22 protein-coding genes and 1 pseudogene are annotated in these 23,794 nt (G+C 73.2%); 11 read left to right on the top strand and 12 right to left on the bottom strand.

Annotated elements, in window-relative coordinates:
* Nucleotides 1-190: 190 nt before the first annotated feature.
* Entirely contained in the window at nucleotides 191-820 is a 630-nt protein-coding gene (locus IPZ69_RS40410; RefSeq protein WP_235459732.1) for a TetR/AcrR family transcriptional regulator, read from the top strand.
* A 206-nt stretch (nucleotides 821-1,026) separates the two neighbouring features.
* Here IPZ69_RS40410 and IPZ69_RS40405 read toward each other — a convergent pair.
* A pseudogene (locus IPZ69_RS40405) lies at nucleotides 1,027-1,365 on the bottom strand (YbfB/YjiJ family MFS transporter); the annotation flags it as partial.
* Between the two features lie 231 nt (nucleotides 1,366-1,596).
* Nucleotides 1,597-1,899, bottom strand: a complete 303-nt coding sequence (locus IPZ69_RS40400) for a muconolactone Delta-isomerase family protein (RefSeq protein WP_235459731.1) — start codon at nucleotides 1,897-1,899, stop codon at nucleotides 1,597-1,599.
* A 139-nt stretch (nucleotides 1,900-2,038) separates the two neighbouring features.
* Between IPZ69_RS40400 and IPZ69_RS40395 the strand changes: the two genes are divergently transcribed.
* The 3 genes from IPZ69_RS40395 (at nucleotide 2,039) to IPZ69_RS40385 (ending at nucleotide 4,308) form a co-directional block, all read left to right on the top strand.
* Entirely contained in the window at nucleotides 2,039-2,962 is a 924-nt protein-coding gene (locus IPZ69_RS40395; protein WP_268835649.1) for a LysR family transcriptional regulator, read from the top strand.
* Nucleotides 2,963-3,172: 210 nt separating this feature from the next.
* Nucleotides 3,173-3,886 carry an SDR family NAD(P)-dependent oxidoreductase gene (locus IPZ69_RS40390; protein WP_235459730.1) on the top strand — a complete coding sequence of 238 codons (714 nt, stop codon included), beginning with the start codon at nucleotides 3,173-3,175 and terminating at the stop codon, nucleotides 3,884-3,886.
* Between the two features lie 44 nt (nucleotides 3,887-3,930).
* Nucleotides 3,931-4,308: a YybH family protein gene (locus tag IPZ69_RS40385; protein ID WP_235459729.1), complete on the top strand. Its 378-nt coding sequence runs from the start codon at nucleotides 3,931-3,933 to the stop codon at nucleotides 4,306-4,308.
* Nucleotides 4,309-4,385: 77 nt separating this feature from the next.
* On the opposite strand, the gene IPZ69_RS40380 is transcribed toward IPZ69_RS40385, so the two are convergent.
* Nucleotides 4,386-4,601 carry a DUF4177 domain-containing protein gene (locus IPZ69_RS40380; protein WP_235459728.1) on the bottom strand — a complete coding sequence of 72 codons (216 nt, stop codon included), beginning with the start codon at nucleotides 4,599-4,601 and terminating at the stop codon, nucleotides 4,386-4,388.
* A gap of 249 nt (nucleotides 4,602-4,850) precedes the next feature.
* Between IPZ69_RS40380 and IPZ69_RS40375 the strand changes: the two genes are divergently transcribed.
* Nucleotides 4,851-5,510, top strand: coding sequence for a DUF6629 family protein (locus tag IPZ69_RS40375; protein ID WP_235459727.1), 660 nt, complete (start codon nucleotides 4,851-4,853; stop codon nucleotides 5,508-5,510).
* On the opposite strand, the gene IPZ69_RS40370 is transcribed toward IPZ69_RS40375, so the two are convergent.
* The 3 genes from IPZ69_RS40370 to IPZ69_RS40360 form a co-directional block, all read right to left on the bottom strand.
* Nucleotides 5,491-7,410, bottom strand: a complete 1,920-nt coding sequence (locus tag IPZ69_RS40370; RefSeq protein WP_235459726.1) for an FUSC family protein — start codon at nucleotides 7,408-7,410, stop codon at nucleotides 5,491-5,493. The genes IPZ69_RS40375 and IPZ69_RS40370 overlap by 20 nt on opposite strands.
* 186 nt (nucleotides 7,411-7,596) lie before the next feature.
* The gene (locus tag IPZ69_RS40365) at nucleotides 7,597-10,125 is read right to left on the bottom strand and encodes an ABC transporter permease (RefSeq protein ID WP_235459725.1); all 2,529 of its coding nucleotides are present in this window, start codon (nucleotides 10,123-10,125) and stop codon (nucleotides 7,597-7,599) included.
* A complete protein-coding gene (locus IPZ69_RS40360) occupies nucleotides 10,122-10,802 on the bottom strand; it encodes an ArsR/SmtB family transcription factor (protein WP_235459724.1) in 681 nt (226 codons plus the stop codon). Before IPZ69_RS40360 ends, IPZ69_RS40365 begins: the two co-directional genes overlap by 4 nt.
* A 211-nt stretch (nucleotides 10,803-11,013) precedes the next feature.
* On the opposite strand from IPZ69_RS40360, the gene IPZ69_RS40355 reads away from it, so the two are divergent.
* The 3 genes from IPZ69_RS40355 to IPZ69_RS40345 all read left to right on the top strand — a co-directional run bounded on the left by IPZ69_RS40355 (nucleotide 11,014) and on the right by IPZ69_RS40345 (nucleotide 14,878).
* The gene (locus tag IPZ69_RS40355; RefSeq protein ID WP_235459735.1) at nucleotides 11,014-11,565 is read left to right on the top strand and encodes an HD domain-containing protein; all 552 of its coding nucleotides are present in this window, start codon (nucleotides 11,014-11,016) and stop codon (nucleotides 11,563-11,565) included.
* Between the two features lie 114 nt (nucleotides 11,566-11,679).
* Entirely contained in the window at nucleotides 11,680-14,571 is a 2,892-nt protein-coding gene (locus IPZ69_RS40350; protein ID WP_235459723.1) for an AfsR/SARP family transcriptional regulator, read from the top strand.
* A 61-nt stretch (nucleotides 14,572-14,632) separates the two neighbouring features.
* A complete protein-coding gene (locus IPZ69_RS40345) occupies nucleotides 14,633-14,878 on the top strand; it encodes a hypothetical protein (protein WP_235459722.1) in 246 nt (81 codons plus the stop codon).
* 136 nt (nucleotides 14,879-15,014) lie between these two features.
* On the opposite strand, the gene IPZ69_RS40340 is transcribed toward IPZ69_RS40345, so the two are convergent.
* Nucleotides 15,015-15,170 (bottom strand): DUF6131 family protein, encoded by a 156-nt coding sequence (locus tag IPZ69_RS40340; RefSeq protein ID WP_235459721.1) that lies wholly within the window; start codon nucleotides 15,168-15,170, stop codon nucleotides 15,015-15,017.
* Between the two features lie 229 nt (nucleotides 15,171-15,399).
* Here IPZ69_RS40340 and IPZ69_RS40335 point away from each other — a divergent pair, with 229 nt between their 5' ends.
* Nucleotides 15,400-16,605, top strand: a complete 1,206-nt coding sequence (locus IPZ69_RS40335) for an MFS transporter (RefSeq protein WP_445330185.1) — start codon at nucleotides 15,400-15,402, stop codon at nucleotides 16,603-16,605.
* A 149-nt stretch (nucleotides 16,606-16,754) separates the two neighbouring features.
* Here the strand turns inward: IPZ69_RS40335 and IPZ69_RS40330 are convergent, their stop codons facing one another.
* Nucleotides 16,755-17,378 (bottom strand): TetR/AcrR family transcriptional regulator, encoded by a 624-nt coding sequence (locus tag IPZ69_RS40330; RefSeq protein ID WP_235459720.1) that lies wholly within the window; start codon nucleotides 17,376-17,378, stop codon nucleotides 16,755-16,757.
* A gap of 189 nt (nucleotides 17,379-17,567) precedes the next feature.
* Here IPZ69_RS40330 and IPZ69_RS40325 point away from each other — a divergent pair, with 189 nt between their 5' ends.
* Together IPZ69_RS40325 and IPZ69_RS40320 are read left to right on the top strand one after the other, a co-directional pair.
* Entirely contained in the window at nucleotides 17,568-19,775 is a 2,208-nt protein-coding gene (locus tag IPZ69_RS40325; protein ID WP_235459719.1) for an MMPL family transporter, read from the top strand.
* 50 nt (nucleotides 19,776-19,825) lie between these two features.
* Complete coding sequence (locus tag IPZ69_RS40320; RefSeq protein ID WP_235459718.1) at nucleotides 19,826-20,560, top strand: DUF2993 domain-containing protein; 735 nt, start codon at nucleotides 19,826-19,828, stop codon at nucleotides 20,558-20,560.
* Nucleotides 20,561-20,601: 41 nt separating this feature from the next.
* Here the strand turns inward: IPZ69_RS40320 and IPZ69_RS40315 are convergent, their stop codons facing one another.
* The 4 genes from IPZ69_RS40315 to IPZ69_RS40300 form a co-directional block, all read right to left on the bottom strand.
* The gene (locus IPZ69_RS40315; RefSeq protein ID WP_235459717.1) at nucleotides 20,602-21,177 is read right to left on the bottom strand and encodes a helix-turn-helix domain-containing protein; all 576 of its coding nucleotides are present in this window, start codon (nucleotides 21,175-21,177) and stop codon (nucleotides 20,602-20,604) included.
* Nucleotides 21,177-21,866 carry a metal-dependent hydrolase gene (locus IPZ69_RS40310; RefSeq protein ID WP_235459716.1) on the bottom strand — a complete coding sequence of 230 codons (690 nt, stop codon included), beginning with the start codon at nucleotides 21,864-21,866 and terminating at the stop codon, nucleotides 21,177-21,179. The genes IPZ69_RS40315 and IPZ69_RS40310 overlap by 1 nt, the downstream gene beginning before the upstream one ends.
* A 115-nt stretch (nucleotides 21,867-21,981) precedes the next feature.
* Nucleotides 21,982-22,389, bottom strand: coding sequence for a (R)-mandelonitrile lyase (locus IPZ69_RS40305; protein WP_235459715.1), 408 nt, complete (start codon nucleotides 22,387-22,389; stop codon nucleotides 21,982-21,984).
* A gap of 155 nt (nucleotides 22,390-22,544) precedes the next feature.
* Nucleotides 22,545-23,794 (bottom strand): mannosyltransferase family protein (locus IPZ69_RS40300; protein WP_374295516.1); only part of this gene is annotated, 1,250 nt, incomplete at its 5' end.

The following is a 23,794-nucleotide window of genomic DNA, read 5'->3' as shown; positions in this document are numbered from 1 at the left end:
GTGCGGTGCACGGTGTGTGGTTGACCCGTGAACCTAAAGGTATGGACCACTTCCGTCAAGAGGTGAAGTAAGCATTGAGGGAAGAGAGTTGGGGTCTAGGATGACCTCATGGCGTATTTGCCACCGCGAAACAAAGATTGCTAGCCGACCGGTCTAGTAATGAGTAGTCGACCGGTCGTACACTCGCTGTATGGGCCGCACCAGTGATGCCAGGGAGAAGATCCTCAGCGCCGCGCAGTCGCTCATCGAGCTGCGTGGCTACTCAGCGCTGGGCGTGGCGGAGATCTGTACGACGGCCGGCGTGCCCAAGGGCAGCTTCTACTACTTCTTCCCGTCCAAGGAAGCACTCGCCCTGGCCGTCCTCGACGAGCACTGGGCCGAGCAGGAGCGGGCCTGGGCGCGTGTTCTCACCGGCGAACAGGATCCGTTGGACCGGTTGCGCCTGCTCTTCGAGGAGACGGAGGCGGGCCAGCGTGCCGGGCAGCAGAGCTGCGGCACGGTCTCGGGCTGCCTGTTCGGAAACCTCACGCTGGAGCTGAGCAATCAGACCGAGGCCATCCGGGCGCGGCTCCAGGAGATCTTCGACGCCCAGGTCGACCTGGTCGAAGCGGTCATCGTCGAGGCCGTCGCGCGCGGGGAGGTCGCCGTGGCCGAGACCCGCGAGGCCGCGCGGTCGGTGGTGGCCCAGCTGGAGGGACAGGTGCTGTTCGCCAAGCTGTACAACGACACACGCAGGTTGGGCCCGCTGTGGGAGAACTGCCTGGCGCTGCTGGGAGCCCCGGCGGCGGGGGAGCCGACGGCCGGGGTCAGGAAGCGGTAGGCGTCGACGCCTCCCGGGTCACGCCGGTGACGCTCGTGTGCGCCCGTGAAGCGGCCCGCGTGCCCGAGATCGTCCGCGCGAAACCGACCCGCAGCACGGCGGCTGCCGCGGCCGCCGCGAGCACCACGGCGGCGGCCAGGAGCAGTGCCTGGTGGTAGCCGTGGTGGAGCAGCGGCGTGACGGCCAGGGGGCCGAGGATCTGTCGACAGGTGGGCGGGGTGCTCGCGCAGGTGGCAGTGGAGGGAGCCGACCGCGCCGACGTAGACGAGGGCGCTGGCCAGCCCGGCGAGCAGCCGCAGCGCGATCCACACGATCGTGCTGTGCGTGGCGGGCATGCCGGCCAGGGTGCCGGTCAGCACGACCAGGCCGGCGCGCAACAGTGCGGGCGAACGGACCAGCGCGGGGGCCAGGATGCCGGCCAGCGCGCCGAGGAGGTATCCGGCGTAGTTGGCCGTGGCCAGGTTCGCGCCGTCGGCCGCGGACAGCCCGGCCCCGGTGTGCATCAGGGGCAGGATCGGCGTGTACACGAACCGGCCGACGCCCATGCCCGCGGCGAGTGCGGCGGCGGCCCGCAGGACGTGGCCCCAGGGCGAGGGGAACGCACCGCCTTCCCCGGCCGAGGAAGGGCGCGCGAGTCGCACGGTCATGGGCAAGTCCTTGGAAGATCCGGCGGGTTCCCGGAAGGGGAAGGGGAGGAGGCAGGGGAGCGGGAGTGGGCACGGCTCACCGCCGTGGCCGCCGTCCGGCGGCGGCGCACGGGCAGCGGGCCTACGCCGTCAGCCCGAAGTGTCGGCGCGTCCCGGGTCGTTGGGGTGGGATTCGAGCGGTGTGACGGTGGGGCTCATCCACGGGCGCAGCGGCAGCGAGCCGAGCACCTTCTCCCGTAGCTCCTCCTCGTCGGCGGCCCGCCAGATACCGATGCTGCGCAGCTCGCCCACCGGGCGCCACAGCCGCGCGAGGTGTCCGGTGGCGGCCAGCTCCCTGGCCCGGACGGCCTCCGCGGCGCGCCGCCGGTCGACCTCGTCCTGAGGGGTGCCCTCGGGGATGGTGGTGACGATCTCGACCAGGAACTCTCGCATGATCCCGCTCCGCTCGACGGGCGCTCGACGAGGACCGGAGCGCCACGGCTGTTACCTCCTCATCGTCCGCCCAGCGGCCGGACGGACGCCACGACCGGCGTCCTCCATGCTGGTAGGCGCAGCCTCCCACCGACGTAGCATGACGAGCGTGGAACTGCGCCAGTTGCGGTACTTCGTCGCGGTCGCCGAGGAGCTGAACTTCGGCCGGGCCGCCCAGCGCCTGCTGATCGCGGGCCCCTCCCTGTCCCAGCAGATCAAGGCCCTCGAACGCGACCTCGGGGTGCGCCTCTTCGATCGGGACCGGCGCTCGGTGTCCCTCACGCCGGCCGGGTCCGCGCTGCTCCCGCACACCCGCGCCCTGCTGGAGCGCGCCGACGACCTCCGGCACCGCGCCCGCCGGCTGTCCGGATCGGAACCGGTGCGGCTCGGCTACGTCAACTGGCTCCCGCCGGACCTGGCCGCCCGTACCGCCGCGGTGGCCCAGATCATTGTCGACGCCTGGGTCGCTCCCTCGCACGCCCAGGCCGGCCGGGTCGCGGGCGGCAGCCTGGACCTCGCGGTGTGCTGGGTGCGCACCGACGACCTGGAGCGGCTCGGCCTGCACGCCCGCCTCATCGGCGCCGACCGGCTCTACGCCGTCACCACCGGCGACAGCACCGCGGACGTGCCCGCCGCGGACACCGACGTCCTCCTCGACGACGACACCACCTCCTGGTCGTCCTGGAACGTCTACGCCGAGGAGCTCGCCCGGGAGACCGGAGCCCGCGCGGTACGCATCTCCGACGGAGGCATCACCGGACCCGGGTTCTTCGACCACGTCCGCCGCAGCCCCCGCCCGGTCATCAACTCGCCCAAGGGTCAGACCACCCCCCTGCCACCGGATCTGGTCCAGCGCCCGGTCGTCGCGCCGGAGGTCTACTGGACCTGGTCCCTGGTGTGGCGCCGCGGTGAGGTCCGTACCGCGGTCCTGTCCGTCGTCGACGCTCTGGCCGGCGAGGACCGAGACTTCGGCATCCGCGGCGCGGACGCCTGGGTGCCCGAGAGCGACCCGCACCGGGGCTGATCGGCCGAGTCGTGCTGCCAGTCGTGCCGCGAGTCGCTGACCTGCGCAGCGAGTCTGTGCCTATCAGCTGCGAGGAAGCCGGTCCCGGCTCAAGCCATGTCGGCCTTTGACTCGGCCAGGGCGGACTCCTACCTTTCAAATAGTCGACCGGTCGGCTAGTAACCGGCCGGTCGGTCCCTCCCCTCCCCACCCATCCCGGAGAAGGTCTTCATGAACACGCAGAGCCAGAAGGTCGCCCTCGTCACCGGAGCCTCGCAGGGCCTCGGTGCCGGCATCGTCGAGGCCTACCGCAAGCTCGGATACGCGGTCGTCGCCACCTCGCGCACCATCGCCCCCTCGCACGACGCGGACGTCCTCACCGTCCAGGGGGACATCGCCGACCCGGCCACCGCCGAGCGGGTCGTCGCCGCGGCCCTCGACCGGTTCGGCCGGATCGACACCCTGGTCAACAACGCGGGCATCTTCGTCGCCAAGCCGTTCACCGACTACACCCAGGACGACTACGCGACCGTGACCGGGGTGAACCTCACCGGCTTCTTCCGCATCACCCAGCTGGCCGTGGAGCGGATGCTCGCCCAGGGCGGCGGCCACATCGTGAGCATCACCACGAGCCTGGTCGACAACGCCGACGCCCGAGTCCCGTCCGTGCTGGCCTCGTTGACCAAGGGCGGCCTGCAGTCCGCCACCAAGTCCCTGGCCATCGAGTACGCCACGCGGGGCATCCGCGTCAACGCCGTCGCGCCGGGCACCATCCGGACCCCCATGCACCCGGAGGAGACCCATGAGGTGCTGGCGACCCTGCAGCCGGTCGGCCGGCTGGGCGAGACGAGCGACATCGTGGACGCGGTCGTCTACCTGGAGAACGCCCCGTTCGTCACCGGCGAGATCCTCCACGTCGACGGCGGCATGAGCGCCGGCCACTGACCCGTGGCACACCCCTTTCCGCGACGCGCAGCAGGAGGAACCCGATGACCACGAACAGCGGCACGGCCACGGAGGCGATCCTCCGGGGCGTCCTCGACCGGTGGCAGGACGCCGTCGGCCGCCACGAACCACAGGAGGTCGCGGCCCAGTTCACCGAGGACGCGATCTTCCAGGGGCTGCACCCCTACAGCGTCGGACGGCCGGGCGTCGCCGCCTACTACGACTCCCAGCCGCTCGGGCTGACGGCCGAGTACCGCATCCTGGAGACCAGAACACCCGCCGACGACCTGGTGCTCGGCTACCTCGCCGTCGACTTCTCGTTCACCGACCGGCCCACCCTCAGCGTCAACCTGAGCGTGCTGGTGCGGCGTACGGAGGAGGGCTGGCTCATCAGCCACTACCAGGTCTCCCGGCTCGACTGACGCACCCCCGCGCCGGCCGCCCACGACCAGTGGTGGGCGGCCCGGGCGGGGGCGTGCGGGCCGGAAGCCGTCGGACGTCAGTGGCGCGGGCGCTCGAAGGTCAGCAGCAGTCCCTCGACGGCGCCGGGGCCTATCCGGCCCTTGACGTCGGCGGAGGTGATGGCCTTGAGCGCCCAGCCGTCCCCGGCGTGCTTGTTCAGGACCTTCTCCAGCTTGTCGCTGTCCAGCGCGTCGCCGATCAGCGACTCCCGGAAGGTGACGACCTTGTACTCGTACGTGTAGGGGTTGCTCATGGCTGCGGACTCCTCCTGCGGGTCGGCCCCGTCGGGCTGTGGCGTAATGGCCGGGGCCAGCCAATCATCCTCGGCCACCGCCGAACGCCGGGGGTCCTGTTGTGCGAAGGGGCGGTGCCGTACGCGGCACCGCCCCTTCGTGCCACGGCGGGGCGGCCGACGTGGCACTCTGTCCGTCGGCGGACCGAGGACGTACCGTGACCCGCGGCACGGGCGGATGCACACGACGACGGACCCGATGGTGGCGTGATGTGCTGGAGTGCGACAGCCGATCTCGTGGCGGGCGCCGGTGTCGCGGCCGTCGGGGTGGCCTGTGTGGCGCGGGTGCGCAGCGTACGGGATCTCCCGCTCGCCGCCCTGCCGTTGCTGCTCGGCGCCCACCAGCTGGTCGAGTCGGCGGTCTGGGACGCGGGCGGGGGCGGCGGACCGGCCACCGTCGTCTGGGCCGTCATCGCGTTGCCCCTGCTGCCGTTGTGGGTGTCGGTGGGCGTGCTGTGTGCCGCCCCGCCCGAGGCCCGTCAGCGGCTCACCGTCCCCCTCGCGATCGGAGTCGTGACGGCCGTGATCCTGGCGTACGCCGTGGCCGTCGGCCCGGTGACGGCCGAGATCCGCGGTCACACCGTCGGCTACGTGCTCGACCTCTCCCATCCCGCACTGCTCGTCGCGGGCTATCTGCTGGCCACGGTCGGCTCGTTGCTGCTCGCCGGTGACCGACGACTGGTGGCGCTGGGGATCGTGGTCGCCGTCGGGGCCCTGGTCTGCTGGGCCCTGTGGCGCCTGGAGTTCATCTCGACCTGGTGCGCCTTCGCGGCGGTGTGCTCGGTGATCCTCCTCGGCTGGGTGCGCGCACGCCCGGCCGCCCCGGCGCCGCGGCGGCGGCCGCAGGGGGTCAGCCGGGACGCGTCGTGACCGACGCGGCGATCCGTTCGAGCTGCCGGTCGATGCCGGTCAGCCAGTCGTCGAGGTCGACCAGGACGGGCTCAGCGAGCCCGCATTCGCACATGCGGAGGTCGAAGCGCTGCAACCGATGGGTGCCCATGAGCACCTGGTGGGCGACGATGAGCACCGCGTGCCAGTCGGCCGGCGCGTGTTCCTGGTCCGCGCGGGGCTCGTTGCGGTACTGCGCGTAAGCGGCCTCGGCCAGCCGCAGCCGGTGCAGCAACGGCAGCGTCGGCAGGGACGAGCGCGGCGGGGCGGGGTCCGTCAGCAGGTCGGCGGTGGGCGGGAGCAGGGCACCGCACTCCCGCAGCAGGTCCGCCATCGTGCGGCGGATCTCCCGGTGACCGCCGGCCGGCCAGGCCAGCAGCCCGCACAGCAGACCGATGACACTGCCGGTGACGACGTCGAGGAGGCGTACCGCGGACAACTGCCAGTTCACCGGCGAGACCTGGGCGAACACGAGGGCCACCAGGCAGGTGAACAGGCCCTGCGCGTAGGCGATCCCCAGCAGCGGCCCCAGCAGGAACGCCAGCAGCATGGCCGGCACGAGCAGCGCCGCGTAGACCTCCGAACGCTGCCCCAGGGTCAGCAGCAGGGCACCGGCCGCCACGGCGCCCGCCAGATTCCCGATCACCGCCTGCCGGACCGCCCCCCAGGTCGCCCCCACGGTGGTCCGTCCCAGGGTGAGCACGGCCAGCAGGACCCAGAACCCGTGGGCGAGGTCGAGCGTGCCGGCCACGAGGCGGGCCACCGCGAGACCGAGTGCCACGCGCACGGCGTTCTGGAACCACACGGACCGCCGGGTGAGGTTGGCCTCGATGCGGCGCGCCCACAGCTCGGGCGCGGGGAGGGTCGCGTACCAGAAGACGTCCCCCGCGGCAGGCGGTCTGGGCGCCCGGCGTTCGGCGATGCCGAGCGCGATGACGGTGACCCAGGCCGCGGTGGCGAGATCCAGGGCGGCGGACTGCTGTCGCAGTACGGCGATGTCCGGCCGCCGGGGCGGCGTGGTCAGGCGGATGCGCTCCGCCTGGATGTGCTCCGCCGCCGCCTCCAGGGGCGCGGCCGACGGGGCCTTCCCGCCGGACCGCAGGGCCGTGGCGGCGGACGCGCACAGCTCGGCGATACGGGCGAGCAGGGCTGCGCAGGCGGAGCTGTCCGGCGCCGCCCGGTCCGCCGGCGGCGGCAGGTCGGTGAGTCCCTCCAGGAGGCGGCGGGTGGCCGAGCCGGCCTGGGCCAGCGCCCGGTCCTCGCGTCCCGGGCCCGTGGGGCGGTCGCTCTGCGGCACCTTCGACAGCCGCAGCCGCGCTCCCTGTTCGCGTAGACGTTCCCTGGGCACATGGCCGGTCACGGCCTCCGCGGCCGTTTCGAGGGCGTCCGCCAACCGCGCGCGATAACTGGGGGCGGGCGCCTCGGGGAAGAGGAACGCGTCGGCGGCGGCCAGCAACAGGGCGCCCAGAGCCGCCCCGGCGAGCCGGGCGGGCAGTGTCTGCGGGGCGTACGGCGGGAAGCAGGCGAGGATGTAGAACAGTTGAAGGCCCGGCGCGACCCCCGCGCTGCGCGGGCCGCCGACGGGGGCGAAGCCCAGCAGGAAGCCGAGGACCAGCATGCCGGCGACGGCCGCCCAGGTGCTCGCGGCCAGCACCGTGCCGATGGCGACCAGCACCAGACCGAAGGGCAGCGCGCGGAGCACCACCGCCGCCCGCTGCCGGCCGGTTCCGGCGAAGGGCGACAGCGGTCCCAGCGCGATCGCGGCGAACAGCGAGTACAGCGCCGCCACCGGCTGGTCGAGACCGTAGAGACACAGGTAGAACCCGGCGCTCGCGGCGACGGTGGTCTGGACCGCCCGGCGCAGCACAGCCGTCCGAGTCACTTCGCGGATCATGCACGCCCTCCGGCCGCGACACACCGGCGTGCCGCGTGGGCGGCGGAGCCCGCGCCCTCGGGACCGGCCCGCCGCCTTGCGTCGCTGTCTTCGCGCCACGCCTGTAGCCATTGTCGGACCGTGGCGGAGGGCGTGCATGTCAGAGGCGGCCGCCCTCCCCGCCGCGGGAGTCCCTCACTCCTTGGCGGTCGCCACGGTCACCGCTCGGACCCGGAGGGCCACGCGTCCGGGCAGGGCGGTCGCGACGAGCGTGAGGAGCCCGGCGACGGCGACCACCGTGGCGTACACCAGCGGTGCGACGGCCGGTGCGGGCCGGCCCGTCATGCCGATGCTGAACGTGGTCAGCACGGCCCCGGCGATGCCGCTGCCGAGGGCGGCGGCGAGCAGCAGGACCGACAGGGCCTCGATGCGCAGCATCCGCAGCACCTGGCGGCGGGTGGCCCCCGCGAGCCGCAGCAGCGCGAACTCCCGGACGCGCTCGGAGACCGACATGGCGAGCGTGTTGACGACGGCGATGGCCGTGAAGGCCGGCACGAGCCCCATGGCGAGCAGGTTGACCTCGGCGTTGTTCTGCCGGCTCTGCGCCTGGAGCGAATCGGCGGCGGCCGGCGACAGGACGGTGAGCCCCGGGAACTCGCGCAGCGCGGACGCGAGAGCTGCCCGCGTACGGTCCGTGCCGACCAGGACGGTCGAGGCGAGCGGGTTGTCCACGTGGCGTGCGACCAGGTCGTGCGCGAAGGTGAGGTCCCCGAAACCGAGGCCCTCGGCATAGACGGCGGCGACCGTGAGCGTGACGGGCGTGCCGTCGCCGAGCGTGAGCTTCAGGGTGCTTCCGGGCCGCAGGTCGTGCTGGTCGGCGGCCAGTTCGCTGACGGCGACGGTGTGCTCGGTGAGCCGGCCGAGGGAGCCGGCGGTGACGTCCGGGTCCCAGGTGCGGGCGAGGCCGGCCGGGGTGACGCCCTGGGCCGCGTACTTGTCGAGGCCGACCCGGACGGTCGTACGCACCACTTCGGTGACGACGTCATGGCCTGACCGCAGCCGGTGTGCCGCCGCGGCCGGGACGCCCGGTCCCCGGGCGGCGACGACCCAGTCGGCCCGGACGCCCTCGCGGGCCTGGGCGCGGGCCGCGCCTTCGAGGGTGGGCTGCGCGAACAGCACCGTGCAGGTCATGCCGATGAGCAGGGTGAGGGGAGTGACGACGGAGGCCATACGGACCGCGTTGCCGCGCACGTTGGCGGTGGCGAGCCTGCCGCCGTGGCCGGCCAGGACCAGCGGGCCGGAGAGGAGCAGCGCGGCCGCCTTGACCAGCAGCGGCCCGAGCAGGGCGACGGACGTGGACATGACGACGACGGCGAGGAACGTCACGGGCGTCGAGGCGGGCTCGGTGCGCAGGGTGCCGAGCAGGGCGACGAGGGCGGCGCCGCCGGCGAGCAGCAGCAGACCGGCGAGGAGGCGGCCCCAGGCGGGGCGGGCGCGCTCGGCACGGGCCTCGGCGAGCGCCTCGGCCGGGCGGATCCGGGCGACCCGGCGCGAGGCGACCCGCGCGGCGGCCCAGGCGCCGATCAGGGTCGCGGCGACGGCGGCGAGCGGCGGAAAGACACTCACCGTCTGCTGGAGCGTGGCGGGCACGGCGCCCAGGGTGACGAACCTGCCGTGCAGCCACCCGCCCAGCGCGAGCCCGACCGGGGCCCCGGCGAGGCCCGCGGCGGCACCGACGATCAGGGCCTCGCGCCCGAGCAGCCTGCGGATCTGCCCCGAGGTGGCGGCGACGGCGCGGAGCAGGGCGAGTTCGCGATGGCGCTGCTGCACGGAGAGCGCGAAGGTCCCGACGACCACGAGGACCGCCACGAGCAGCGAGGTGCCGCCCATCGCGCCGCCCATGCTGATCAGCTTGGTGCGCGCGGTGGCGGCGTCCAGGAACTCCACCGGCCCGCGCGCGTCTCCGGCACTGACCTGGGCCTTGGTGTCGTGCAGCGCCGCGGAGACCTCGTGGCGCAGCCGGTCGGTGTCGGTGCCCGCGTCGGGGATCACACCGAAGGCGGTGACCTGCCCGGGGTGGGCGGCCAGGCGCCGGGCCTCGGGGGCGGCGAAGAAGAGCGACGTCTGGTGGCGAACCGTCGTGGCGGGGGCGGCGACTCCGCAGACGCGGTAGGCGCGCGGTGACCGGGTCGACTGGACGGTCAGGCGGTCGCCGGGTTTCAGGTGGGCGCGCTCGGCGAGGTAGTCGTCGATGACGACATCGGTGGCGGCCTTGGGGGCGGTGCCGGCGGCGAGCCGGTACGGCGTCAGCGCGGCGGACTCCCAGGAGTGCCCGTGGGCGGCTCTGTCACCGGTGCCCGCGGGAATCAACGGCTCGGCCAGGAAGGTGAGTTCGGGGACGACCCGGGCGACGCCGGGCGTACGGGCGAGGGTGCGTCCGAGGCCGGCCGGCAGCCAGGCGCGCTCGGCGATGGGTTTGGCCTTGTGCTTGAGCTTGGTCTTGCCCTTCTTGTGCTTGACCGTGGTCCGGTGGACGTTCTGGTCGGCGGAGACCACGACCGGAGTCGCGGCATAGCGCTCGGTGCGGATGGTGCCGCGCAGTCCCGTCTCCAGGAGCGTGCCGCAGGCGGTGATCAGGGCGGCCGCGCACATCAGAGCCAGAAAGGCTCCGAGGAAGCCTGCCTTGCGGGCGCGGACGGTCTTCAGGGCGTAGCGCAGCATCACGAGGGATCGGCCTCATTTCCGTTGTGGGCGGGGTCGTTCTCGTGACCGGCCGCCGCGTGGCCGACGGCCGTGACCTGCGGGGCGGGGAAGGCGAGGAACCGGGTCAGCAACGTGCGCGCGTCCGGCGGGGTCTCGGACTCGGGCCGCTTGTAGCGGTTGAGCAGAGCGATGAACTCCTCGAAGAACTCGCCGAGTTCGGAGAGCGTGAGCCGGATGCTGCCGCGCGAGTAGGGGAAGGCGTCCGCCCACGGGCCGTCGACCGCCGCCCGCTGCAGCCGCTCGAAGAGTTCGAGATCGGCGGCGTACGCGTGGTGGTTCAACTCGTCCATGACGTGCCGCATCTCGGGACTCTGCCGGCTGCGCGGCGGAAAGCGCCGGTCGCCCGGCACCGCCCGCCACCAGCGCTCCCGGTGGCCGGGCGGCATCCCGTCCGTCTCCTCGACGAAGCCGTACCGGGCCAGTTCCCGCAGGTGGTAGCTGGTCGCCCCGGTGTTCAGCCCGAGCGCGCGGGCGAGCGTGGCCGAGGTGGCCGGTCCGTGCAGGGCCAGGTGCTGGAGCACGCGCTGGCGACGCGGGTGGGACAGCGCCTTCAGCGCGGCCAGGTCGCCGAGCTCGACGGGAGCCGGGAAGTCCCCTGTCTGCGCTGCGGGTTGGTGTGCGGGAGGTCCCTTTGACATGCGTACACAGTCGTCTGTGCACAGGTGTCTGTGCAGTGAGGGAGCCCGGCGTTCTCAGCGGGGGGTTGTCCCCACCCCCGGGGGCCGGCGACGGGCGGCACCCGGGGACCGGCCGGCCGGGCCCGCGCGGCGACGTCGGTCTCCCGTCATGCGGCGTTCACCGGGCCGTGTTCCGCTTCAGCCGCTCGCCCAGTGAAAGGCTCAACCCGTGATGAATTCCGCGGAACTGCACGACGTCGATGCGCTCATGGCGGCCCTGCACGCCTGCCGTGACGCCTGGGACACCCCCGACCGCACGGGCGACCCGGTGGATCTGCACGACCACGGACTGCAGACGGCACGACTCCTGGAGCGCGCGCACCCCGAGGACTACGAACTCCAGGTCGCGGGGCTCGTGCACGACCTCGGCCACCTGCTGTACCCGGGGGACGACGCCGGCCACGCGGACCACGCGGCTCAAGCCCTCCGGCCGCTGCTCGGGGAGCGCGCCGCCCGCCTGGTCGCCCTGCACGTTCCCGCCAAGCGCTACCTCGTCGCCACGGCCCCCGACCGCGCGCTCTCTCCGCAGAGCGCGCTCACCCTGGAAGCCCAGGGCGGCGCCATGACGCCGGCCGAGGTCGAGGAGTTCCGCCGCGACCCCCTGTTCTCGGCGGCCGTGGCGCTGCGCGAGGCCGACGACGCCGGCAAGGTGGTCGGCCTGCGGACCGGCACGATGGAGGACTGGCGGCCCGTCGTGGAACGCGTGGCCCGCGCCGCCGCCTGACCCGAACCCACCCCCTCTTCCGCTCCCCAGGGCACCTGACCGCCAGTAACCCAGAGTCACCTTCGGCATGGCATAGGGTTCGGGGTGGGGGCGGAAGAACTGAGGGGGAACGAGGTGGAGCCTGAGCCGTTGCGGTTCGCGGTGCTCGGGCCGGTCCGGGTCCGGCGGGCGGGGACGGAACTGGACCTCGGACGTCCGCAGGAACGCGCACTGCTGGCCCTGCTGTTGATTCGGGCAGGTCAACCGGTCGCCGTGAGCGAAATCGTCGATGTGCTGTGGGGCTGGGACCCGCCGGACACCGCGGTCAACGTGGTCCACCGCCATGTCGGGTCACTGCGCCGCCTGTTGGAGCCCGGCCTTCCGAACCGGGCCACGGGCCAGTGGCTGCTGCGCGACGTCGGCGGGTACCGACTTGTCACCGACAGTGACTCTCTCGACCTGCTGCGGTTTCGCGCGCTGCGGGCCGACGCCCGCCGGGCCGCCTCGGACGGGGAGCCCGCACGGTCCGTGGAACTCCACACCGAGGCGCTCTCGCTGTGGCAGGGGCCGGCCGCCACCGGGATCCCCGCGGAAGCGCGCGCACACGCGGCGTTCGGCGCGCTGGACGACGAGTACCTCGCGGCCGTGAAGGAGACGGCGGATGCCGCGCTGCGCGCCGGTCTGCCCGACGCGGTCCTGTCCCGGCTCCGGGAGGCGGCGGCCGGCAGCCCGTTGGACGAACCCCTGCTGGCCCGGCTGATGCTCGCACTGGCCGCCACCGGTCAGCGGGCCGAGGCCCTCACCACGTACCGCGCGGTCTCGGGGCGGCTCGCCGACGAGCTGGGCATCGACCCGGGACCGGAGCTGCGTGGCGCCCACGAGGCGGTGCTGCGCGACACGGCGACACCTGCGGCGACCACCCCCGGCGCGGCCGAAGCGCGCGCCGGCGGAGGTACGGCGGTCACGGGCCACGTCGGTCCGGGAGCGGCCCCCCTCCCCGCGCCCGCCCAACTGCCGCACGACCTGGCCACGTTCACCGGCCGACGGGCCGAACTGGACGAGGTGCTCGCGCTGGCGTCGGGCGACGCGCGGTCCGCCGAAACCGTCGTGATCAGCGCCATCGGCGGCATGGCCGGGGTCGGCAAGACCACGCTCGCCGTGCACTGGGCCCGCCGGGCCATGGACCGGTACCCCGACGGGCAGCTGTACGTGAACCTGCGCGGATTCGACCCGTCGGGCGCGGTCCTGAGCCCCGACGAGGCGGTCCGCGGCTTTCTCGACACACTGGGCGTGCCACCGGAGCGCGTCCCGCACGGCCTCGACGCCCAGGCCGCGCTCTACCGCAGCGTGCTGGCCGGCCGCCGCGTACTCGTCCTGCTGGACAACGCGCGCGACACCGAACACGTACGACCGCTGCTGCCCGGCTCGCCCGGCTGCCTCACCATCGTCACCAGCCGCAACCAGCTCTCCGGCCTGGTGGCGACCCACGGCGCCCACTCCCTCAACCTGCGTCCGCTCGACACCGACGAGGCACGGGAACTCCTCGTCCGCCGCCTCGGACACGCGCGAGCCGCCGCCGAGCCGGACGCGCTGACGGAGATCACCGCGCTGTGCGCCGGGCTGCCGCTGGCCCTCGCGTGTGTCGCCGCCCGCGCGGCCACCCACCCGCACTTCCCGCTGTCGGCCATCGCCGCCGAACTGCGCGAGGCGCACGGCAGCCTCGACGCCTTCACCCGGGCCGAGACCCCCGTCGACGTCGGCGCGGTCTTCTCCTGGTCCTCCGGAGCCCTCACCCCCGCAGCCGCCCGGCTCTTCCGACTGCTCGGACTGCATCCCGGCCCGGACATCACCGCACCCGCCGCGGCCGCCCTCGCCGGCCTCACGGTCCGGGAGGCGCAACTGCTGCTGACCGAGCTCGCCCGCGTCCACCTCATCAACGAGCACCTCCCCGGCCGGTACGCCTTCCACGACCTGCTCCGCGCCTACGCCGCCGAACTCGTGCACACCCAGCACGGCGAGGACGAACGCCGGGACGCCGTGCACCGGCTGTTCGAGCACTACCTCTACACGGCACACGCCGCCGGTCTGCTGATCGCCCCCTACGCGGACGGGATGCCGTTGCCGCCCGCCCCCGCGGGCACCCGCCCCGAGCCGCTCGCCGACGACGAACGGGCCCAGACCTGGCTCACGGCCCAGTACGCGGTCCTGCTCGCCGTGGTCGACGCGGCCGCGAGCACGGGCGCGGACCGCCTCGCCTGCCTGCTCGTTTCGTCCCTGGAGCGGTTCTTCGACCGGCAGGGGCACTGGTACGACTGGGCGGCCGCCCAGCGCACCGCGCTCGACGCCGCCCGGCGGCTGCGTGACACCGTCATGGAGGCCCACGCCCTGCGCGGACTGGCCCGGGCGGAAGGCCGGCTGGGCCTGCACGACGCGTCCGGTGCCCATCTCGACCGCGCCCTGGAGCTCTTCACCGAGCTGGGGGACGACATCGGCCGGGCCAGCGTCCACCGGAGCCTGGGCTGGGAAGCGGAGCAGCGGGGCGACCTCCACGGTGCGCTCCGGCACGACCAGTTGGCCCTGGACCTGCTCCGGGCCGTCGGAGGGCAGGCCGCGCAGGCATCCGCCCTCAACGCGGTCGGCTGGTCCTACGCGACGCTCGGGGACTACCGCCAGGCCCTCAGCCACTGCCTGGAGGCCCTGGCCGTACTCCAGGATCTAGGCGACCGGGTGGCCCAGGCCGCGACGTGGGACAGCATCGCCTACGCCCATCACCACCTCGGCGACCACCCGCGGGCCCTCGACGGCTACCGCAACGCGCTGGCCCTCTACCAGGACATGGGCGTGCTGGCCGAGGAGGCCGGATCCCTCGTCCGGATCGGCGACGTGCACCGGGCGACGGGGGACGACGGGTCCGCCCGGGCCGCCTGGCGGAGCGCGCTCACCATCCTCACCGACCTCGGTCACCCCGACGCCGAGAACGTCGGCGCGCGGCTCCGGGAACTCGGCGCATCCCGCGTGCCGGAGTGAGGCGAGGAGCCCTCACTCAAGCGCGGCTGTGCCGGTCCTGGATCGGATGCTGGCTACATGTATGAGGAAGCCGTTCGCGCAGGAGGAGGCGCTGTTCGTGCTGACCATCAACGTAGCGGTGCTGCTGGCGGTCGTCATCGTCTACCGGCTGCGCCGCCGGACCGAGGCCCGCAGCCGCAACGACGAGATGATGACCGTGGCCATCGTCATGGTCTTCGGCGTGCTGGTCGCCCCCACGACGTTCGGCCAGGGGGTACTCCACGCGGTGGGCCAACTCACCGACGGCATCAATCAGTCCGGCCGGTGAACACGCGGGTCCGGTGCGCTCCGAGGCGAGGGCGCGGGTTGCCGGGTACCGGCGGCCTGGTCGCATGCCGCGACGAGCCGCCGGTTCCCCCACGCGTGCACTACAGGCTCACGAAGCTCGGTCTGTCGGCGCACGTTCACCAGTAGCGGCGGTGGCCGGCCACCGCGTGTCCCATCGATCCCATGATCCAGAAAATGGCACCGATCACGGCCAGGATGAGGCCGATGGTCCACAGGATCGACAGGCCGGTGACGAAGCCGACGACGAGCAGGATGATACCGAGGATGATCATGACGTCCTCCCGGTGTGCGGGGTGGTCCTTCCCGCACCGAGTACCCAGACTGACGGTTTAGTCGAGTCCGTTTCACCATCGCCTTCCCGCACGGCAAACCACCCTCAAGGAGCAGGGCCCCAGGAGAAGATCCGGGCCGGGCCGGCCAGCGGCTCTCCGGCCGTGGGCCCGTCCCGCTGCCCGCCGTGGCGCTTCGCGCCGGAGGGCCCGATGCCTATGGTGGGGTGTGATCAGTGGTGTAACCGAGCGTCGTCGGCAGGTCTCCCGACCGGGGTACAAGGCCGCGGCCGGGGTCTTCGCGGTCGGCATGATGGGGACCACGCTGCCCACGCCGCTGTACGGCCTGTACCGGCAGGAGTTCGGGTTCTCCGAGCTGATCGTGACGGTGGTGTTCGCCGTCTACGCGGTGGGGGTCATCACCGCCCTGCTGATCGCCGGGGGCTTCTCCGACGTGCTGGGCCGGCGTCCGGTACTGCTGGGCGCGCTCGCCCTGGCCGCGCTGAGCGCGGTGTGCTTCCTGACCGCGGGCGGACTGCCCCTGTTGTACGTGGGCCGGGTGCTGTCGGGCTTCTCGGCCGGGCTGCTGAGCGGCACGGGCACCGCGACGGTCCTCGACCTGGCACCGCCCGGACGGCGGGCGCGCGCCGGACTGGCGGCGACCGCGGCCAACATGGGCGGGCTGGGGCTGGGCCCGCTCGTCTCCGGCCTGCTCGCCCAGTACGCGCCCTGGCCGCTCAAGCTCCCCTTCATCGTGCACCTGACGCTGCTGGCGATCGCCACGGCCGTCACCTGGCTGTTGACCGAGACCGTGCACCACTGTGGTCCCCGGCCTCCGCTGCGGCCGCAGGGCATGAAGGTGCCGCCCGAGGTGCGCGGCGTGTTCGCGCCCTGTTCCCTCGCCGCCTTCGCGGGCTTCTCCCTGCTCGGCCTGTTCACGGCGGTGGCCCCCGCCTTCCTCGCCCAGACGCTGGGCGAGCGCAATCTGGCGGTGATCGGTGCCGTCGTCTTCTGCGTGTTCGGCGCCTCGACCTGCGGTCAGGTGCTCATGGGGCGCGTCGGCGCGCGCAGAGCCCTGCCGCTCGGCTGCCTGGTGCTCGTCGCGGGCCTCCTCCTCATCGCGGCCTCGCTGCTCCTGACGTCCTTTCCGGTGCTGCTGGTGGGCGCGGTGACCGGCGGCGTGGGCCAGGGCATGGCGTTCCGCGCGGGCCTGACTGCGGTGGGCTCCGCGGCACCCCAGGAGCACCGGGGCGCCACCATCTCGGCGTTCTTCGTCGTCGCGTACGTGGGGATCTCGCTGCCGGTCGTCGGCGTGGGCGCCCTGACGGAGGCGCTCGGGGTGCGCGACGCCGGTCTGGTGTTCACGGCATGCGCCGTCGTGCTCGTCGCGGCGGTGGGCGTCCACGTGCGGCTCCATCCGCCCCAGGAGCGCGCCTGACAGGCCCGCCCAAAAAGGAGTTCACCGCTGAGCCGAAGCCCGACTACGGTCGGCGCGATGTCCGCGGGCGGCCTGCTCGGCGCGTGGACGCTCCACGAAGCGCTGCCGCCGACGCTGGTACTGCCGGACGCACGCGACTTGACACCGGGTCAGGGCCGCTGGGTGGTGCCCAGTTCGCGCAGGATGTCGAAGGCGCGCGGCAGGGGCGCCGGGCCCGTGTCGTCGATGCCCGACGCGCGGCGGGCCCGCCGGGTGCGCAGCACCGCCCGTACGGCCGACAGGGCGGCGCACGCGATCACGGCCGCCTTCAGGTCGGCGTCGGGCGTGTCCGGCGGCAGACGGCGCTGGACCAGGGTGGTCAGCCGCTCCTCGAAGTCCGAGAAGGCCTGTACGAGGCGGGCCGTGACGACGTTCTGGATGTCCTCCAGCGGATGGCCGAGCGCCGTCAGCGTGGACGCGGAGAACGGCTTGGCCGCCGCCAGCAGGGCGTTGCACACCGCGTCCAGGGGTTCCTCGTCCGGGGGGCGTTCGGCCAGGGCGTGCTCGACGTAGGCGAACAGCTCGACGCCGTCCGGCAGCAACAGCGCTTCCTTGCTGTCGAAGTAGCGGAAGAAGGTCCGCACGGAGACGTTCGCGTACGCGGCGATGTCCGCGACGGTGGTGGCCTCGAAGCCACGCTCCTTGAACAGGCGCGCGCCTCCTTCGAGCAGCAGGCGCCGCGTCTCCTCCTTCTTGCGTTCGCGCAGTCCCACCGGGGCGATCTCACTCGGCATGTCAGGAAGCCTCCGGCACGCTGTCCGGGCTGTCAAACGGCACCCGTGCCAGATCCGTGGAGGCGCCTCCGTCGGCCGTCGCCCCAGCTCGCCGCCGCAATGCAAACGTGTCCATGGTGCCAATTGTCATGCGTGCCACTTTGTCTCTAGAGTTCGTGTCACTCGTGACACTTTCCTTGGGAGACCGCCGTGCCCCGACCCCAGCAGCAGTCGCTCGAAGCGGCCGAACCGCACGCCGACCGGCACCCGCCGACCGCCCCGGATCCCGCCGCCCGGTCCCGGCTCGGCCGCCTGGGAGGCTTCTGCGCCCGGCGTCCGGTGACGGTGATCGCCCTGTGGCTGCTCGTCCTGGCCGCCGCCCTGGCCGGACGCCACATAGCCGGGCCCACCTTCAGCGACCAGGTCACACTTCCCGGCACCGCCTCCCACACCGGCGCCGACCTCCTCGCCACGTCGATGCCCGACGCCGGCCGGCCGAACGGCAAGGTCGTCTTCCACACCGGCTCCGGCACCGTGGCCGACCATCGCTCCGCGGTCGACCGGACGCTGGCCGACCTGCGCGACCTCCCGCACGTCACCTCGGTCTCCGCGCCGGTGACCAGCGGTGACGGAAGCACGGCCTACACCACCGTCGCCTTCGACCAGCAGCTCAAAGACCTCGGCCACGCCTACACCGAGCGGCTCGACACGGCGACGGAGCCGGCCCGCGCGGCCGGGATCGGTGTCGCGTACGGCGGCGACCTCGAACAGGTCGTCCGCGCACCCGCCAACGACAAGCTCAGCGAACTCGTCGGCGTCGCCACCGCCCTCGTGATCCTGCTGCTCGCCTTCGGCAGCGTCCTCGCCGCCCTGCTGCCCCTGGTCACCGCGCTGATCAGCGTCGGAGTCGGCCTGGGCATCGTCGGCATCGTCGCCGCGACCGTCTCCTTCGCGACGTCCGCCACCACCCTGGCCACCATGATCGGACTGGGCGTGGGCATCGACTACGCCCTGTTCCTGACCACCCGCTTCCGGCAGGACCTGATCGACGGACGCGACCCGGTCGAGGCCGCCGCCCGCACCGCGCGCACCAGCGGACGTGCCGTCCTCGTCGCCGCCGTGACCGTCGCCGTCGCGATGCTCAGCCTCTACGCCTGCGGGCTGAGCTTCCTCGGCAAGCTCGGCCTCGCGGCGACCCTTGCCGTCGTCGTCACCGCTGCCGCCGCCCTCACCCTGGTGCCGGCGGCCCTGGGCCTGGTCGGCCGGCGCATCGACCGGCTGCGGCTGCGCCGCCCGGTCGCCGAGAGCGCGGGCGAGCGCGACGGCTGGCACCGCTACGCGGAGCTGGTCGCCCGACGGCCGTGGCCCTTCCTGGCCGTCGGCCTCGCCGTCCTCGCCGTGTGCGCCGCGCCGCTGCTGTCGATGCGGCTCGGACACGTCGACGCGGGCGCGGACCGGCCCGGCAGCAGCACCCGTACCGCCTACGACTGGATCGCGCACGCGCCCGGCCGCGGCTTCGGACCGGGCGCGAACGGCCAGGTCGTCACGGTCGTGGACGTCCGCGACGCCGACGCCTCGGCCGACCGCGTCGCCGACGACGTCACCCGGGCCCTGAAGAAGACACCCGGGGTGGCGTCCTTCACCGACCTCACGCCCAGCGGCGACGGCAGGATCCTCGTCACCACCGTGACCCCGACCACCGGTCCGCAGGACGCCGCCACCGGCACGCTGCTCGACACCCTGTCCGGACAGACCCTGCCGGACGCCCTCCACGGCACCGGCGCCCATGCCTACCTCACCGGCAGCGTGGCGGGCCAGGCCGACTTCCGCGACACCCTCGGCGAGCGGCTGCCGATCGTCATCGGCATCGTCCTGGTCCTCGCCTTCCTCCTGCTCATGGCCGTCTTCCGCAGCGTGGTGATCCCGCTCAAGGCCGTCGTCCTCAACCTCTTCACGACCGCCGCGTCCTACGGCGTCCTCGTCGCGGTCTTCCAGTGGGGCTGGGGCGACTGGCTGCTGGGCCTGTCCGAGCCGGTGCCCATCGAGTCGTACGTCCCGATGATGATGTTCGCGATCGTCTTCGGGCTCTCCATGGACTACGAGATCTTCCTGCTCTCCCGGATCGCCGAGGCGTGGCAGCGCACGGCGGACAACCGGCTCGCGGTCGGCGAGGGCCTGTCGACCACGGCCCGCGTGATCTCCGGCGCGGCCTTCATCATGACCGCGGTGTTCCTTTCCTTCACCGCCTCGCCCACCGTTGTCGTGAAGATGCTCGCCCTGGGGCTGGCGATCAGCGTGATCCTCGATGCCACGGTGGTCCGTCTGATCCTGGTGCCGTCCGCCATGTTCCTGATGGGGCGGGCGAACTGGTGGATGCCCCGCCGCCTCGACCGAGTCCTGCCGCGCCTGCACGCCTGACCGTCCGCCCGGAGCACCACGCCGACCCGATCGATTGGGAGTACGTCACCTTGAACCGTCGTAGGAAGATCGTCGTCCTTGTCGCGGGCACCGCGGCCCTGGCCGTCGCCGTCGTCTGCGCGACCGATCTGGTGGTCGAGCACCAGGCCGAACAGCGGGTCGCCGACGTGGCGTCGTGCCGGCTGAAGCCGGAGGGGCCGGTGCGGGCCGACCTCACCACCCCGCTCGCCGGACTGCGCGCCCTCGGCGGTGACGTCGGCGACGTCACGGTCAAGGCCCAGCGGGTCCGGCACGAGGACGTCCTGATGGACATCGACGTGTCCCTGAAGGACGTCACGACCGACGGTGCCAGCGGCGGCGGCACCGCGACAGCCACCATCGGATACGACCAGCTCAACCACGGATTGGGCGCGCTCGGCGACGGACTGACCCCCAGCGGCCAAGGCGGCGACCTCGTCCTCGCCGGAACCGTCGGGCAACTGGGCCTGCCGGTCACGGTCCGGGCCACGGTGTCCGCGCACGCCGACAAGGTCACCGTCACGCCGACGACCGTGACGGTCCTCGGACGCAGCGTCGCCGTCGACGACCTGACCGCCCTGCCGGCCGCCTCCGGCCTGAAGGACGAGCTCAAGCCGCGGACCGTCGCCGTCTCCGGCCTGCCCCGCGGCGTGACACTGACGTCGGCACGCGCCGCGGACAACGGTCTCGCCCTGAACTTCTCGATCGCGGGCCGGACGGCTCTGGCCACCACCGAACGACACGGGAAGGGGTGCGCCGCCGCGTAAGGCAGCGGCGGGCTGTGGGCGGCTCAGCTGCTCTGGGCGGTTCAGCTGATGATGGGTGAGGCGATGACCACGGTGACGTCGGCCGGGTCGGCGCCGGTGCGGTAGTGGTGCGGGGCGTCTCCGGCGAAGGCGAGCAGGTCGCCCCCGCTGAGGTCCGTCGGGTCGTCGGTGGGCCCGGCGGTGAGCCGGCCGGAGGCGACGAGCAGGTGCTCGATGGTGCCGGTCGCGTGCGGGACGCCGTCCAGCTGGGTGTGCGGGGGCATGCGCAGGCGCCAGATCTCCAGGCTGTTGCCGCTGCTGATCCGGCGCAGCAGTTCCCGGCCCACCTCGCCGTCGGGCAACTCGGTGCCGGCCACGAACACCGGTCCCGGGTCGGTGTCACGGGCCAGGAGGTCGGTCAGCGGGATGCGCAGCGCGACCGCGAGCGCGTCCAGGGTCTCGATGGTCGGATTGCCCCGGCCGGCCTCCAGGTGCGAGAGCGTCGCCTTGCTCAGCCCGGCCCGGCGGGCCAGTTCGGCGCTGCTCATGCCGCGTTGCTCCCGGCGGCGGCGGATCTGCGCCCCGACCGCGACCGCGGTACTGCTGGCCGGCCGGCGCTCGCCCGGACTGCCCGCCATCACCGCTCCCGGTGGGCGGCGCTGTAGGAGACCCGGATCCGGCCCCTCTTGACCTTCAGCGTCGGCAGCACGACCTCGTCGAGATCGCCGAGGCCGCGTACGTGGGTGCCGCCGCAGGGCGCGGAGTGCAGGTCGCCCAGCCGGATGATGCGGAGGCCTTCGGCGTCGTACTCCGCGGTCACCGGCAGGTCCCGCTCGATGGCCTCGGCGATCGCCCCGCGGAGCGCCTCGGTGGCCGCCTCCCGGCCTTCGGGCGTGTCCAGCCGGGCATCCGGTGTCGGCGCGGTGAACTCGATCCGGGCCTGGCCGGGGAAGTGGTTGTTCGCGGCCAGCACCCAGCCCTGGGCCCGCCCGGCCGCCTCGACCAGATGCCCGGCCGTGTGCAGCGCGGCGTGTGCCGTGCGCGTTGTCAGGTCGATGCGCGCCTTGACCCGCTGGCCCTGTCCGAAGGCGGGCAGCGGGTCGTCCCCGGCCGCCCGCGCGACGATCAGCCCGGTCTCGTGATCCCGTACCGGAACGATCTCGTGGTCGTCCACCCAGCCCCGGTCGGCGGGCTGGCCCCCGCCCTGCGGATGGAACAGACAGTGCTCCAGGGCCACCCAGGGCGCGCCGTCCCGCTCTCCCACGGCGATCACCCGGGTGTCCGCCTGTTCCTCGTAGGTGTCCTCGTAGTACGCGTTGACCTGCATGCCGGATCTCCCATGAAGCATTCAGTGAACCTTACGTTCACTATAACGAACGATGGGAGGATTGGATCGGGTCTACGAACTTCCGGCTGGCGGCGGCTCAGGCGTCCCGGGCAGCTCAGGGCCGGGTACGGGAGCTGACGCGCGGGCCCGCATACTCGGCCTCCGTGACGTGCTCAAGCCACTCGACGTCGTCGGTCTCCCAGAGGCCCAGGTGGACCATGAACCGGTCGGGAGCCGCGCCGTGCCAGTGCTCTTCGCCCGGCGGGGTGTGGACGACGTCGCCCGGGTGGGCCTCCAGGATCTCGCCGCCACGCGACTGGATCAGGGCGACGCCCTCGACGATGCAGAGGGTCTGCCCCAGGCCGTGGGAGTGCCAGGCGGTACGGGCCCCGGGCGCGAAACGAACCATGTTCGCCCGCAGACGGGAGGGGTCCTCGCCCCGGTGGACGACATCGGCGAAGGCGTCGCCGGTGCACCAGTCGGTCGGCAGTTTGATGGTCGGGGGCCGCTGCAGGAGTTCCATGGTGCTTCTCTCCTCTGGCGGTGGCCGCTCGGCGACGGCCCCGAGCGGCATGCGTACGGTCGCCACCATCGACCCTGCCACCGTCGGGCTCGCCCGCAACAGGGAGAGTTCCCTCCCGCCGATGACCGGCGCCCGAGGCTCCGCGTGCCGCGGCCTCAGCCGGTCCAGCGGCCCGAAGTGAAGGTCAGGGCGAGGACGACCGCCAGCGGAGCCACCACCCCGAAGTACGCCTCCTTCACCCAGCCACGCCGCAGGCTCCAGTGCGCCAGGCCGGTCCACAACGGCCACCACAGGAGGGTGGCGCGGGGGATGGACAGGTACCAGTACGAGGTGCCCAGGGCCCACAGGTTGAGCGCGATGTACACGGCCTCGGCCCAGCGCCGGTGAACCAGGAGTACGGCCAGGAGTACGACTCCGACCGCCATGGCGGCCAGTTCCCACTGGAACTCCACGGCGTACCCGGTGCTCTGCCGATGGCCGAAGGCGTTCTCCCAGGTGTGCCGGAACGCCTCGGCGGGTGTGTGGAAGTCCCGGTACCAGCCCCGCTCCTGGGCATGCTTCCAGGCCATCCAGTCGCCGGTCACCGCGTGCAGGTAGAGGGTGTACGCGGCGGCGGGCAGCGCGGGCAGGGCACACCAGAGCAGGGCACGCGGCGCGACCACCTCGCGACCGAGCCGCCGGCCCGCCTCCCCGCCGAACCGGCCGACCGCCAAGCCCTTTCGCCGCTCCTCCCGATACGCCGACACGAACTCGACCGTGATCGCGGCGGCCAGGAAGAGACCGCTGACCCGGACGCTCGTGGCCGCGGCGGCGAGGAGGCCGGCGAGCGGCCAGTCGCGGTTCCTCGCCGCGAGCCAGGCGGGCAGCGCGAACGAGAGGAACAGCGACTCGGTGTATCCGGCGGCGAGGAAGACCGCCGCGGGCGAGAGCAGCAGGAAGGCGACGGCCCGCCGGCCCGCCGGGTCGCCGTCCGCGCGGCCCAGTCCGGCGATCCGGGCCAGGGCGACCACGGCCACCGCACCGCTCACGAAGGAGATGAGCAGGCCGGCCACGGTCCAGTCGGCGATGACCGCGTGGACGGCGCGCAAGGTCAGGGGAAAGCCGGGGAAGAAGGCGACGCGGTTGTCGGAGGAGGGGTGGATGCCGGGAAACGGGGCGACGTATCCGTACTCGGCTATGTGCCGGTAGTGCTCCCAGTCCCACTGCTGCCAGCGCGACAGCCACGACGCGGGTGACTTGCCGTCGGCTCCGGCGGGGTTCAGCCATGCGCTGCAGTAGGCGACGAGCCACAGGCCCAGGCGCGTGAGCAGATACATCCGCAGGACCCGGCGGTCCGCGGAGGTCAGGCGGCCTAGCAGGCGCCGTACCGGACTGCCGGGGGCCCGACCGGCCGCCGGATCCGGGC

The sequence above is a fragment of the Streptomyces olivochromogenes genome (assembly GCF_021538895.1).
Lineage (GTDB): Bacteria > Actinomycetota > Actinomycetes > Streptomycetales > Streptomycetaceae > Streptomyces > Streptomyces olivochromogenes_A.
This window is presented reverse-complemented; position numbering and strand designations above follow the sequence as displayed.